This window comes from Clostridium sp. LIBA-8553 (assembly GCF_057782465.1).
The window spans coordinates 2,271,652-2,285,757 of record NZ_CM173489.1 but is presented as its reverse complement, the minus strand read 5'-3'; the positions used below and the strand labels follow the sequence as shown (position 1 = coordinate 2,285,757).

Sequence of the window (14,106 nt, the reverse complement as noted above, 5' to 3'; positions counted from 1 at the left end):
ATTTTTATATAATGATTTTATTACCAATTTTCTATATAATGTAGTAAAATAATATAATGAATATCTTTATGGATATGAAACGATTCATTTAATAATGAATGGAGGAAATATTATGAAAGTTGGATTAGTATTATCAGGCGGAGGAGGAAAAGGTGCATATGAACTAGGAGTTTGGAGAGCCTTAGTTGAAATGAACTTAGATAAATATATAAAAGTTATTTCAGGTACCTCTATAGGGGCGTTTAATGCAGCCTTATTTGCTCAAGGAGACATGGATAATGCTCAAGCTTTATGGGATGAAGTTACCATGGAGAAGTTAGTTCCTATGACTAAAATTGACTTATTAAAAAAGGGAGTAGCTTTAGCCCTAGGAGTAAAGAGTCTTAATTTTGTAAAAAAGCACATGTCAGATAAATTAGAAAATGGTGATTTCCCTAAGGATGGGGCTTATGAGGTTGTAAATAAATTTATAGATATAAACAAGGTTAAGGAATCAGGGAAAATATGCTATGCAGCATGTACAGAATTACCAGATTGTAAGGTTAAATATTTTAGAATTAACGATTATGATGAAGAAGTAGGAAGAGAAATAATAATGGCATCTGCTTCATTGCCTCTAATATATGATAGTTCAGAAGTTGAGGGTAAAAAATACTTAGATGGGGGAATGGTTGATAATACACCTATACAGCCTGTTTATGGTGAAGGGTGTGATTTGATTATTGTAGTGCACCTGTCTAAAGAAGGAGAGGTTGATAGAAGTCTTTATCCAAATGCCCAAATAATAGAAATTGTTCCTAAGAGTTTAGATGATAGTATGATAAATGGAACTTTAAACCTAGATATAGATGCAAAGAGGTTAAGGGCTCAACAAGGATATGAAGATACAATGAATCTTCTAAGACCTATAATAACTTTAGCTAAAAATAGCTTTGAATTTGAAATGAATGAAAGGAATCCTATACTATATAGATTGTTTAATAGCTTTAGAGATTTTAAAGGGAAATTTTCATCAAGGAATATAGTAAATAAATAATGTTAAAATGTTGACAATGTTTTGGTATGTAAATAAAATGAAATAAAAAATATATATGAAATGAGGGCAATTAATGAAAAATTCTTTGGTGAAATCATTAAATGGTATGGGAATTGGACTATTTGCAACCCTTGTAGTTGGCACAATAATAGTTCAATTAGGTACATTAATGGACTTTGACTTGTTCATAAGCTTAGGTAACTTCGCAAAGGTATTTATGGGAGGGGCTATTGGAGCGGCAGTTGCTTACTTTTTAGAAGCATCTCCCTTAGTTATATTTTCTTGCATAGTTACTGGGAGTATAGGAGCCGGAGCCATAAAGTCTGTTGATGGAGCAATGATTTTAGGAGTTGGAGATCCTGCTGGGGCATATATAGCAGCTATTTTGACAGTATTATTAGGAAAGTTAGTTGCAGGAAAAACTAAAGTAGACATACTATTAACTCCAATAGTATGTATAATATTTGGAGGAGTAGTTGGTCTTGGAATATCTCCTACTATATCACAGTTCGTAGGAATTATTGGAGATTTAATTAATAGGGCAACAGAGATGCAACCTATATATATGGGAGCAATAATATCAACGATTATGGGGATTGTCTTAGTTTCGCCTATAAGCTCAGCAGCTTTAGCCACTAGCTTAGGTTTAAATGGATTAGCAGCAGGAGCTGCTGTTGTAGGATGCTCTTGTCAAATGATAGGGTTTGCAGTTATTTCGTTTAAAGAAAATGGAATAGAAGGACTTATAGCTCAAGGAATTGGTACCGCTAAAATACAATTTGGGAATGTTGTAAAAAATCCGTACATAGTAATACCTACTGTTGTTTCAAGTTTTATTATAGGAATATTATCAACAACAGTATTTAAAATAGTCTCTAATAGCATTGGAGCAGGGATGGGAACTAGTGGATTAGTTGGACAAATACAAACAATTGCTGTTATGGGACAACAAGCAATTCTATTAATACTTATATCTCAAATTGTTTTACCAGCATTAATATCTTTAATTGTTGCTAAATTTTTAAGAAAAAATAATTTAATAAAAGATGGAGATATGTTATTAGAAAAAATATAGTAAAATACAGCATAGCAAATAAAAGTCTATGCTGTATTTTTTATTTTGTATAAAAAATAATTATAAAGTAAAAGAAAGAGGTTATTATAAAAATAAATGTTATTTATATATATTAATAAAAAATATTAGATGATAAATATTATTTGAGGTGTTAGAGAAGTGAAGATAATAGAAGTATTTAAAAGTATTGTAAAGAAAAAATAACAATAAAAGCTTTGACTATATAAGGAATTTCTTATATAGTTATATTTAAGAATAAAGTTAATGATGAATATCTATACAATATAATATTTTGTTTAGTAATTAATTTTATATTTTTAAACTTAAAATACTTTTTAATGGTAATCAAGTTATATAAAAATAAAATTTTTTAGTTCATAAATAATACATAAATAGATGTTTTATTTATATAGAACTAAATTTAAATTAGTAAGTATAGATATGTGTGGTCCTAGGAGGAGAGAAATGATAGATTTAGATGAAGATTTATTGAAAATTATAAAAGATGAAAAACTAGAAGATTATTTTATAAAAGCTAATTTTGGCTTAGAAAAAGAGAATGTTAGAGTTACTGAGGACGGAAAATTAGCTTTAACACCTCACCCAAAAGCCTTTGGTAATAAAGATAGAAATCCATATATAAAGACGGATTTTTCAGAGAGCCAATTAGAAATGGTTACACCGGTTTGTAATACAATAGATGATGTTTATAGCTTTATATCTAATTTAAATAAAGTTGTAGCTTTAGAACTTATTAAAAATGGAGAATATTTATGGCCGCAAAGTAATCCACCTATTTTACCAAAAGAAGATGAAATACCAATAGCTAAGCTTGAAAATAAAGAAGATGAAGTATATAGAGAAAATCTTAGTAAAAAGTATGGAAAGAAAAAACAAGTAATAAGTGGAATACATTATAACTTTTCATTTAAAGAAGAATTTATGCAATTGCTTTATAAAGAGCTTAAAATAAAAGAAGATTTTAGAACTTTTAAGGATAAGATATATCTTAGAATGACTAGAAACTTTCAGAAATATCATTGGTTATTAATATATTTAACAGGGGCTAGTCCGGTTTTCCATGAAAGTTATACAGATGAAATTAAAGAAGATGGAGAGAAACTAGGTACTGATTCGTATTACTTAAAAGGAGATACTTCTTTAAGAAATAGCTCTTATGGATATAAGAACAAAAAAGACTTATATGTTTCTTATAACAGTATAGAGGAATATGCTAATGATATAAGAAGTTTAGTCAATGATAAAGAAATCCAAAGTGTAAAAGAATATTATAATCCTATAAGATTAAAATCTTTAGGAAATGCTGATATGCTTGAAAACTTATTGACTAAAGGTATTGATTATTTAGAAGTAAGACTTTTAGATTTAAATCCACTAAGTCATCAAGGAATAAGTAAAGAGACTCTTTATTTAGTTCATTTATTTATGATATATACTTTATTAAAAGAAAATAAGGGTGTTACTTATAAAGAACAAGAAGAGTTCTTTACAAATCATGAAATAGTAGCTCTTAGTGGAAGAAGTGAGAATGCCACTATATATGAAAATGAAGTTCCTATCTTATTAAAAGATAAAGCAAAAGAAATTATAGGTGAGATAAGTGAAATTGTAGATGTATTATTTGCTAATAATAGTGAGTTTAAAAAAGTAATAGAGGATTCTTTAGAAAAAATAAATAATTCTAAGAATGCAATTTCAGCAGAACTTATTCAAGATATAAAGAAAGAAGGATATATAGCATTTCATATGAGAAAAACTAGAGAATATCTAGAAGACTTTAAGAAAAAGGAATTTAATTTAATTGGATATGAAGATTTAGAACTATCAACACAAATTTTAATCTTAGATGCTATAAAAAGAGGAATTGAATTCAATGTAATGGATAGATTAGAGAATTTTATTTCTCTTAGTAATGGGGAAAAGATTGAATATGTTAAACAGGCTACAAAGACTTCTAAGGATTCATATATAACTGCTTTAATAATGGAAAATAAGCTAGTAACTAAAGAAATACTTAAAGAAAATAATATAAGAGTTCCTAAGGGAAAAAATTATGATGATATAGAGGAAGCTAAAAGAGATTTTAGACTTTTTAAAGATGAAAAAATAGTTATAAAACCTAAATCAACTAATTTTGGGTTAGGAATAAGCATATTTACAGGAACTTATTCTAAGGAGGATTATGAGAAGGCTATTGATATAGCTTTTAGAGAAGACAGTTCAATTCTCATAGAGGAATTCATGACAGGAAAAGAATATAGATTCCTTGTAATAGGCGGAGAAGTAGTTGGGATACTTCATAGAGAGCCTGCTAATGTAATTGGAGATGGAGAAAGAAGCATAAGAGAGCTTGTTTATGAAAAAAATAAAGATCCACTAAGAGGAAAAGGATATAAAACTCCTTTAGAAAAAATAAAATTAGGCGAAATAGAAAAAATGTTCTTAAAAAATCAAGGATTAAGCTTTGATTATGTGCCTAAAAGCGGAGAAAAGGTATATCTAAGGGAAAATTCTAATATTAGCACTGGTGGAGATAGTATAGATTTTACTGATAAAATACATGATAGTTATAAGGATGTTGCCTTAAAATCAGCAGATGCTGTAAGAGCGGTAATAACTGGTGTAGATATGGTTATAGATGATATAAATGAAGAGGCGAGAAAGAATAATCATGGAATAATAGAGTTAAATTTTAATCCTGCAATACATATTCATTGTTTTCCTTATAAAGGGAAAAATAGAAAAGCAGGTGGAAAAATATTAGATTTACTATTTAATTAATTCTTTAATTTTGTAAATGCCTTAGTTTAGGAGGTAGGTTAGTCTTTTATGAAAAACAAAAGTTTAGAGATATTCAAAGCTTTATCAAGCCCAATTAGAGTGAAGATAATAGAAGAATTATATGATGGACCAGTATGCGTTTGTAGACTAAATAGTGAAATTGATTTTTCACAAGCAAATTTATCGCAGCATTTAAAGATATTAAAGGATTCTGGAATTGTGGTTTCTGAAAAGAGAGGCTTATATCAATACTATAGCTTGAAGAATGATAAGATAAAAAAAATAATAAATCTAGCAGATAGTATGTGTAAAAATGATTAGATAGAACACAGTATTAAAAAGAAACTCTACATATTTAACATATATGTAGAGTTTCTTTTGTTATATTTTATTGCTTTCATATATTTCTATTATTTCATTAAATAAATCAACGTCTTCAATTGAGTTATATAAATCACCATCTTTTATGTCATAAGTATATTCAAGAACGAATTGTTGTCCACTTAGTACTTCTTTTATGATTCTAAAACGCTTGTCTATATCTAACATTTCTACTTCACAAAGTATTTCAAGAGGTTCATTTTTTCTAGTTTCATTATTGTATTGCTGTTTTATAAAGTTTTTAAATACTATTAAGTTAGTATTTTTTTTGTCACAATAATTAACTTTACCAGTTTTATTACATGATACACATGGGTTAAAGCCACATTCTCTTATGCATTTTACACACAAGCATTCTGAACATACAAATATTTTATCAAGAGAATCTTTATATGTTTTTTTGAAATCCTCACATTCTTTTATAATTTCATTTTCTTTGGATTTATTAAGAAATGATAGGAGAGATTTTTTTTCAGGCAATTCTCTAGAAAGTTTATCTAGTAAATCATTATATTTTTTTAATATTTTAATATTTTTATAATAAGCTCTTTCTTTTAAAGTGGAATCTTCACTTAAGTCTTCAATATCATCTAAAACAAAGACTAATTGACTATATAGATTACCATAGGTATTTTTTTCTTTATCTAAAAATTCTTTTGCATTCATCTGTTATACTCCTTCCCCATATACAATATACATTTATAATATCATAAATTATCAAAGAATTATGAATTTGTAATATTAAAATATACAAATTTTAATAATTAATTTATAATAATGATATATGTTGAGTTTAAGGAGGGTAAGAGGGTGAATAAACATAAGAGGTATAAACAATTAATTGTATTTTTTATATCCCTTTTCTTTTTAGTTGGATGTTTTAATATTTCTCCAATTAAAAAAGTTAAAGCTGATACTTTTGGTATAGAAAATGCCATTGCAAAGGGTAGCAAATCATCAGGTAGTAGATCATCAGGGAGTAGATCGAGAAGTTCAAGTAAGAGCAGTTCTTATAATTCAACTAAGAAATATTCTAAACCAAATAGTTCATCAAGTGACAAGAAAAAGAGTCAAGGAAATAGCAATTATTCAACTACAGATAAGTTTAATAATTCCTCATCAGGAAGTGGTTCAAACTCTGGAAGTAATTCAGGCTCCGGAAATGTAGAAAGTGGACAAGGCTCAAAAGATTCTAAGGAAAATAATACACAAGGAAATAGTAATTATTCAACTACTGATAAATTTAATAGCAAAGCACCCAATGATTCCTCAGAAAGTTCTTCAGAAAGCAATAAATCAAAAAGTAATAGTGACGAATCAAATAGCAGTAGTTATAATAAAAATTATAAAGGAAACAGCTCAAGGGGATTTGACTTTTTTGATATGATTATGTTAAATAATATATTAAATATGTTTGGAAACATGTTTAGCTTTATGTTTATAAGAAGACCATTTGTAGGTATTGGAACAATATTATTAATAGTACTATTAATAATATTAATAAGAAGAAAAAGAAGATAATTAAAATTAATAATTATGACATGAAATTGTAAAGAAGAGAGAGTATAATAAATTTCAATACAAAGTCGGAAAAGGTGGTAATAATATGGGAATATTTAATAGAATTTCAAACATGATTAAGGCTAAAACTAATTCAACACTAGATGAAATGGAGAATCCAATAGAATTATTAGATCAAAAAATAAGAGATATGGAGAAATCTTTTAATGAAGCAAAGAGATCTTCAGCCCAAATATTTGGTAATTTAAAAGATACTGAAAAGAAAATGAATCAAGCGAAAGAAGATTCAGCTCAATATGATGAGAAAGTAAGACTAGCTATGAGTAAGGGAAATGAAGAATTAGCTAAAAAAGCTTTAAGACTTAAGTTAGATAGTGATAAAAAGTTTGCTTCTTTAAAGGAAAGTTATGAAGGTCAAAAAGCTAAGGCTGAAGTTCTAAAAAATAAGCTAACAGAATTAGAAAAAGAATTAGATAAAACAAGAAGTTATAGAGACGAAGCTGTTGCAAGATTAAACAATGCTGAGGCTTCAAAACAAATCAATGAAGTAATTGCAAATGTTCAAAGTAAGAGCAATTCAATTAATGTTGATGATATAGAAAGAAGTATTTCAAGAAAAGAAAGTTATGCAGCAGGATTAGAAGAATTAAAAGGTGAAAGTCTAGATGATGAGTTTGCTAAGTTAGAAGAGTTAAGTTTAGATGATGAGTTAAATAAATACAGAACTTCAAGCTCAGAATCAAATAAATCAGCAGATGTAGAGTTAGATTCAGAATTAGAAAAATATAAAAATCAATAGAATTAGAATTAATCAGGGAAAGGAGTATCTTTCTCTGATTTTTTATTAGTTTTAAAGTTAATAATAAATTTTTAGTGAAGTATAGGAAAAGAATACTTAAGTTCTTTAGAGCTTTTATTTAAGTCAATGGTTTCAGGATATTGATTACAAGTAGTTAAAAAATAAAAGATGAGAAAAAGTTATAAAGTAAGAGCAAATTATATTAGTTTGTAGCTATTTTTATTTAATGGCATTATATTAAGCTGTAAATGATTGATTAAAGAATAAAGGCTATATAAAATTTAATTTAGAAAGGGGAGATGTAAATGAATTACAAGTTAGTTTGTATAGATATGGATGGTACGCTTTTAAATTCAAAGCATGAAGTAAGCGAAAGAAACAGAGAAGCTTTAAAGAAGGCTATTGAAAAAGGGGTACATATTGCTATATCAACAGGAAGGGTTTTTCCTTCTGCAAGGATATATGGAAATATAATCGGAGTTAATGCACCATTAATATGTTCCAATGGTTCATATATAAAAGACAAGAATACAGATGAAGTTATCTTTAAATCAACTTTAGATAGAGAAACTTATTTTAAAATATGTGATATCATAAAAAAATATAAATTTTTAGCGTATGTAGATTCTACTGATGGATTAATAGCAGATACTGAAATTCCAGAAGATGATAGTCATAGACTTATGAATAGTTGGGTGGATGAAGAAGACCAGATAAAATTTTATAAATATGATGATTTAAAAGAAGCTTATGATGAACATGGAGAAAATATATTGAAGTTCATAATAATAAAGCAAGAAAATGGCCTTGGAATAGAGGCTGCAAAAGATGAGTTTGAAAGTTTAGAGGGAGTAGATTTAGTTTATGCTTCTTGGGGAGGATGTATAGAGATAATGAAGAAAGGAACCTCTAAAGGAAGTGCAGTTAAGGTCCTTGCAGATAAGTTAGGAATAAAAATTGAAGAAGTAATATGCATGGGAGACAGTGGAAATGATGTATCTATGTTAGAGGAGGCAGGAGTAGCTGTAGTCATGGGAAATGCCCCAGATTTTATAAAGAAATATGGAGATTATATAACGGATACAAATGAGAATGACGGTGTTGCCAAAGCTATAGAAAAGTTTATTTTAAATTAAGTTTTATAGAATATTAAAATTTTTTAAGAATTGGCTTAGGCTAAATATGTTATAATTTAATAAAAAATAAAAGGGGTGTTAGGATGTTTAAAAAAATAGCATCAGATGCATTAGGATTAAGTGATATAGGTAAGGTTATAAGTCCTAAAGATTATGATAAGGTTGATTCAGATGATTATATAATGCATGAGGATGGAGAAGAAATATACTTCTTAATAAAATCTAAATCAGATGAATATTGTTTTACTAATAAGGCACTTATACATGTAGATGGAGCTAACGCTGTTAGTAAGAAGAGAAATTTATATAGATATGAATACTATTTAAATAATATAGGAAATGTGTCTTTAGAAACAGCTGGAACTGTAGATTTAGATGTTGAAATTAAGTTTTCTATAGGAGAAAAATATTTTTCAATAGATGTTGATAAAAAGCAATTAGAGCAATTAAAAGATTTATATAAGGCTTTAATAAAAATATCACAGATTAAAGCAGAAAATGCTATAAAATTAGAGCATAGCACTCAAACTCTTCAAATTGCTGCACAAGTAATGGGAAGTAATAGAGTTGAAAATAGTAATATAGGTAGTGATTTTAAACAAATTAATGAATATGCTTTCGATTGGATATCAAAGGCTAGAGAATCTTTTATAGTTAAAGACTTTGGTGAGATTTTTCAAAAGTATATTAATAATTAAAAGCTTTGAATTATAATATAGTTTTTAAAGGTTATTCTAATTAAAAATATTGGAATAACCTTTTTAATTTAGGATATTATTTTGTAGTAGATGATAGCAATACTTTGAGAAAGTAAGCCAGGTATTAAGAGCTAGCTAAAAATCAATATTCACCTAAAACAGAGCCTTTATTTAAATTACTTAATAAAGAAAATAAATCTCTTATAAAAGTAGAAAAATTTGATTTGACATATTATATTTAAAGTTATTAAATAAATTTATAGGCAATAATATAATTAAAAATATATATAGGAAAGGATGATAATATGTTTAATTTTACTTTTGATGAAAAAGAGTATAATTTATCAGAGGATAAGTTAATTTATTTCTTTAATGAAGATGTAGATGATTTTGATATAGATAAACTTTTTGAAATTTTAAATAACAGTGAGAAAGTTAGTTTTGGAAAGGCTTATTATGATGGACCTTGTGAAGAGTGTAAATTTGGATTGGATGAAAAAAGAAAGAGTTTTCCTTTTTTAGAGTTTAATATGTTTATTTATACTAAAAAAGGTAAGTTTGTAATAAGCAACATAGAAAAATCTTATGAAGGACTTACATATAACAAATTATTAAGAGCGAAAAAGGTTGATAAGAGTTATTTAGTTAACATAAATGTTTGTAAAAACTGTGGAAACTTTGCTGTTGAAGTTGAAGAACTTGATGTGTAAGAAGTAATATTGTTGGTATGTATTTTTAAGTTATAAAAAAAGCTTAAGAATACATACCAATTTTTGTTTTGGAAAATTTAATTATATAGAAACAAATTAATAGCTTATTTGACATAAAATAAAAGGCTTTAGATGGTATAATTTAATGCATATGATTAATAAAAAAACAAGAAAGGGGTATAACAAAATGAGTTTATTAAAAAAGGTTAGTAAAATAGCTCTAGGTATTACAATGACATCTTTACTTTTAATTGGATGTGGAGGAGAAGGGAAAAAAGCACAGGAGCCTATATCAGAAGATAAGCTACCAGTTGCAACTATAGAGGTTAAAAACTTTGGGACTATAGAGGCTGAATTATATCCTAATAAAGCACCTAATACTGTAAACAACTTCATAAGTTTAGCAAACAGTGGTTTTTATGATGGATTAACTATTCATAGAATCGTTAAGGGCTTTGTTCTTCAAGGAGGAGATCCAAATGGAACAGGAACAGGAGGGCCTGGATATTCAATAAAGGGAGAGTTTTCTTCTAATGGAGTAGAAAATGACATAAAACATGAAGAGGGAGTTTTATCTATGGCAAGATCTCAAAATCCGGATAGTGCAGGAAGTCAATTCTTTATTGTTACTAAAGATGCGCCTCATTTAGATGAGCAATATGCTGCTTTTGGAAAGGTTACTAAAGGCTTAGATGTTGTACATGAAATAGAGAAGGTATCAGTAGGTTCAAATGATAAACCAATAGAGGATGTTGTTATAGAGTCAATTAAAGTAGATACAAAGGGAATAGAATACAAAGAGCCAGAGAAAATCAAATAATTAAGTTAAAACAGAGCTAATAATTAATTAAAAGGAGCTTTTATCATATTGGAATTTATAAAATCTTAGTGTAAAATTATGTGTGAACATATGTTTGCATGGAGGCTTTATGAAGGAAGAGAGAAAGATAATTCATATAGATATGGATGCTTTTTATGCATCTATTGAACAAAGAGATAATCCTAAGTTTAAAGGTAGACCATTAATCGTAGGAGGAGATCCAAATAGAAGAGGGGTAGTTGCAACTTGTTCCTATGAAGCGAGAAAATATGGAATACATTCAGCTATGCCCTCTTTAACTGCATATAAGTTGTGTCCTAAGGCTATTTTTATAAAACCTAGAATGGATGTTTATAAGAAAGTTTCTAGAGAAGTTATGAATATTTTACATCAGTATTCAGAACTGGTTGAACCTTTATCTTTTGATGAGGCTTTTATAGATGTTACGAACACCAAAAAATGCAAGGGGTCAGCAACATTAATAGCTCTTGAAATAAAGGAGAGAATATTTAAAGAGGTGGGACTTACAGCCTCTGCAGGAGTTTCTTTTAATAAATTTTTAGCTAAAATGGCATCAGATTATAATAAGCCTAATGGTATAACAGTTATAACTAAAGATAAAGCAGATGAGTTTATAAGGAACTTACCTATAGGGAAGTTTTTTGGAGTTGGAAGAGTTACTAGAAATAAATTGAATAATATAGGTGTTTTTAAGGGAGAGGACTTGCTAAAATTTTCAGAAGAAGAGTTAATTGAAATATTCAGTGAGAGAGGAAAATTATTATATGAATTTGCAAGAGGAGTAGATAATAGGACTGTAAATCCATATAGAATTAGAAAATCTATTGGGAAAGAAATCACCTTAAGAGAAGACCTTGAAGATGAAGAGGAAATGATAGAAGTTTTAGAAGGAATAGCAGAGCGAGTTGAAGATAATTTAAGTCTATTAAATAGAAAAGGAAAGACAGTAACTTTAAAAGTTAAGTTTAGTGATTTTAAACATATAACAAGAAGTGTTACTTTAGAATATTTTATAAAAGAAAAAGAAGAAATAATGAGCTCTATTAAAGAACTTATGGGTTTAGTGGATTTTAAAAATAAGAAGGTAAGACTATTAGGAATAACAATATCATCCTTAGAAGAAAATATTCTAGTGGAAGAAAGTGAACAGTTAAGCTTCGATGTTTAGATAAATTATTAATTAGATGAAAACAAACTTTGATAATATAGAAATTTTTGAAATAACTAGTATAATAATATTTATGATTTATATTAATAATATCTATATTTAAGGATATTAAATTGAAATGGAGAGGAATTAATGAACTATATACTTCTAATAATCGGATTCGTTTTACTTATTAAAGGCGCAGATCTTTTTGTTGATGGAGCTTCTGGTATAGCCAAAAAGTTAGGTGTTCCATCAGTTATTATTGGACTTACCATTGTGTCTTTAGGGACTAGTGCACCAGAGCTTGCAGTAAGTATATCTGCTGCATTGAAAGGTAGTAATGATATTACTATGGGAAATGTTTTAGGTTCTAATATATTTAATCTTTTAGCAGCACTAGGATGTACTGCAATTGTGGCACCTCTAGTAATAAAGAAGTGTGTAATAAAAAATGATTTTATTGTAAACATAATATCAGCATTTGTTCTGTATGTATTTGCTTTCACTGGATTGGGAGGAAGTAAGGGGAATTTATCTAGAATGGATGGAGTCATACTAGTTTTAATGTGTATAGCGTATATACTGTACTTGATTTATACTGTTAAGAGATGTAATGATAAAACAAACGAAGCAGCTATTACTGCAGAAATAGAAGAGTTTGAAGAAGAAAATATAAAATCAGCTAATAGTACAGGAAAAAATATTGCCTTATCAATAATAGGTGTTGTTGGTATAGTACTAGGAGGAAAAGTAGTTGTCGATTCAGCTACTGCTATTGCTTTAGGCTTAGGATTAAGCGAAAAATTAGTAGGTCTTACTATTGTGGCCATAGGTACTTCGCTTCCAGAGCTTGTGACTTCATTAGTTGCGGCTAAAAAAGGAGAGAATGATATAGCTCTTGGGAATATATTAGGATCTAATACTTTTAATATATTATTAATATTAGGATTATCATCTTTAATAAGTCCTATAACTATAGCAGCAAGTTTATCAGTGGATTTAATATTCCTTATATGTGTAACATTATTTATAGGAACTTTAATTTTCTTAAATAAGAAGAAAGAAAAAATACTAACTAGATATGAAGGGGTATTGCTTTTAGCTCTTTATGTTGGTTATACTGTGTATATCATAATGAGAAATTAATTTTAATAACTGTCTTTATATAAGACAGTTATTTTTATATGAGTTTTAAGGAGAGTATAGAAAGATAATATAGATTTTAAATTTACGAGGGAATTAGATTAGGGTGGAGAAAATGTAATGGAGTTAAGGCTATAAGTAGTAATCAAAGGAGGAAAAGAAAATAGATAGTTTAATAAATATTTTTAGTAATTATAGTGGAATAGCTATATTTATAAGTTTGTTTATAAGTGTAATTATAGCTCTACTTGGAATAGTTCCATCTGTATTTGTTACTGGAGCTAATATAGTGTTTTTTGGTCCTGTAAATGGATTCTTGATTTCTTTATTGGGAGAAGTCATAGGAGGATGGATAAGCTTTAAGATATATAGAAAAGGTGTCAATAAATTCGTAGGTAGTATTGAAGGAAAATATAAATTAATAGATAGAATACTAGAGAGTGAAGGCAAAAGAGTTGGTTTGTTGATATTTGAAGGAAGACTACTCCCATTTGTACCTTCTGGATTTGTGACTTTAGCGGCAGCTATGAGTAAGGTTAATAGTTTAACATTTATAATAGCTACATTTTTAGGGAAAATACCATCAATTTTATTAGAGGTTTTAGTTAGTTATGGGATTATAGAGGCTTCGCATAAAGATATAAAAATTTTTATAGTTATTATAAGTTTAATTTTGATATATTTAACAATAAGAAAAAGAGAAGAATAACAAAGATAGAAAAAGGATATTTTTAGCATTAAAAAAGAGAAAAATGGTATTTTTTTTGTTAAAAAATAGATTTATATTGTTGATTTAATATAAATTATGTGATTT

At 27.7% G+C, this 14,106-nt stretch carries 14 protein-coding genes; 13 read left to right on the top strand and 1 reads right to left on the bottom strand.

The window, feature by feature from the left end; translation table 11 throughout:
* The first annotated feature begins 112 nt into the window (after nucleotides 1–112).
* The 4 genes from AC2JAQ_RS10060 to AC2JAQ_RS10045 all read left to right on the top strand — a co-directional run bounded on the left by AC2JAQ_RS10060 (nucleotide 113) and on the right by AC2JAQ_RS10045 (nucleotide 5,234).
* Nucleotides 113–1,036: a patatin-like phospholipase family protein gene (locus tag AC2JAQ_RS10060; RefSeq protein WP_488456337.1), complete on the top strand. Its 924-nt coding sequence runs from the start codon at nucleotides 113–115 to the stop codon at nucleotides 1,034–1,036.
* Nucleotides 1,037–1,109: 73 nt separating this feature from the next.
* Nucleotides 1,110–2,111 (top strand): PTS sugar transporter subunit IIC, encoded by a 1,002-nt coding sequence (locus AC2JAQ_RS10055; RefSeq protein WP_488456336.1) that lies wholly within the window; start codon nucleotides 1,110–1,112, stop codon nucleotides 2,109–2,111.
* 465 nt (nucleotides 2,112–2,576) lie between these two features.
* Complete coding sequence (gshAB, locus tag AC2JAQ_RS10050) at nucleotides 2,577–4,913, top strand: bifunctional glutamate--cysteine ligase GshA/glutathione synthetase GshB (RefSeq protein WP_488456335.1); 2,337 nt, start codon at nucleotides 2,577–2,579, stop codon at nucleotides 4,911–4,913.
* Nucleotides 4,914–4,961: 48 nt separating this feature from the next.
* A complete protein-coding gene (locus tag AC2JAQ_RS10045; RefSeq protein WP_488456334.1) occupies nucleotides 4,962–5,234 on the top strand; it encodes an ArsR/SmtB family transcription factor in 273 nt (90 codons plus the stop codon).
* A gap of 60 nt (nucleotides 5,235–5,294) precedes the next feature.
* Here the strand turns inward: AC2JAQ_RS10045 and AC2JAQ_RS10040 are convergent, their stop codons facing one another.
* Nucleotides 5,295–5,960: a hypothetical protein gene (locus AC2JAQ_RS10040; protein WP_488456333.1), complete on the bottom strand. Its 666-nt coding sequence runs from the start codon at nucleotides 5,958–5,960 to the stop codon at nucleotides 5,295–5,297.
* A gap of 144 nt (nucleotides 5,961–6,104) precedes the next feature.
* On the opposite strand from AC2JAQ_RS10040, the gene AC2JAQ_RS10035 reads away from it, so the two are divergent.
* The 9 genes from AC2JAQ_RS10035 to AC2JAQ_RS09995 all read left to right on the top strand — a co-directional run bounded on the left by AC2JAQ_RS10035 (nucleotide 6,105) and on the right by AC2JAQ_RS09995 (nucleotide 14,001).
* Nucleotides 6,105–6,815: a hypothetical protein gene (locus AC2JAQ_RS10035; RefSeq protein WP_488456332.1), complete on the top strand. Its 711-nt coding sequence runs from the start codon at nucleotides 6,105–6,107 to the stop codon at nucleotides 6,813–6,815.
* Nucleotides 6,816–6,900: 85 nt separating this feature from the next.
* A complete protein-coding gene (locus AC2JAQ_RS10030; protein WP_488456331.1) occupies nucleotides 6,901–7,614 on the top strand; it encodes a PspA/IM30 family protein in 714 nt (237 codons plus the stop codon).
* A gap of 305 nt (nucleotides 7,615–7,919) precedes the next feature.
* Nucleotides 7,920–8,750 (top strand): Cof-type HAD-IIB family hydrolase, encoded by an 831-nt coding sequence (locus AC2JAQ_RS10025; protein ID WP_488456330.1) that lies wholly within the window; start codon nucleotides 7,920–7,922, stop codon nucleotides 8,748–8,750.
* Between the two features lie 83 nt (nucleotides 8,751–8,833).
* Nucleotides 8,834–9,448 (top strand): PH domain-containing protein, encoded by a 615-nt coding sequence (locus AC2JAQ_RS10020; protein WP_488456329.1) that lies wholly within the window; start codon nucleotides 8,834–8,836, stop codon nucleotides 9,446–9,448.
* A 305-nt stretch (nucleotides 9,449–9,753) separates the two neighbouring features.
* Nucleotides 9,754–10,158, top strand: a complete 405-nt coding sequence (locus tag AC2JAQ_RS10015) for a DUF3785 family protein (RefSeq protein WP_488456328.1) — start codon at nucleotides 9,754–9,756, stop codon at nucleotides 10,156–10,158.
* 187 nt (nucleotides 10,159–10,345) lie between these two features.
* Nucleotides 10,346–10,978: a peptidylprolyl isomerase gene (locus AC2JAQ_RS10010; RefSeq protein ID WP_488456327.1), complete on the top strand. Its 633-nt coding sequence runs from the start codon at nucleotides 10,346–10,348 to the stop codon at nucleotides 10,976–10,978.
* Nucleotides 10,979–11,087: 109 nt separating this feature from the next.
* The gene (gene dinB, locus AC2JAQ_RS10005; RefSeq protein WP_488456326.1) at nucleotides 11,088–12,167 is read left to right on the top strand and encodes a DNA polymerase IV; all 1,080 of its coding nucleotides are present in this window, start codon (nucleotides 11,088–11,090) and stop codon (nucleotides 12,165–12,167) included.
* A 132-nt stretch (nucleotides 12,168–12,299) separates the two neighbouring features.
* A complete protein-coding gene (locus tag AC2JAQ_RS10000) occupies nucleotides 12,300–13,295 on the top strand; it encodes a calcium/sodium antiporter (RefSeq protein ID WP_488456325.1) in 996 nt (331 codons plus the stop codon).
* Between the two features lie 217 nt (nucleotides 13,296–13,512).
* Nucleotides 13,513–14,001, top strand: a complete 489-nt coding sequence (locus AC2JAQ_RS09995; protein ID WP_488456324.1) for a TVP38/TMEM64 family protein — start codon at nucleotides 13,513–13,515, stop codon at nucleotides 13,999–14,001.
* The last annotated feature ends 105 nt before the right edge of the window (nucleotides 14,002–14,106 follow it).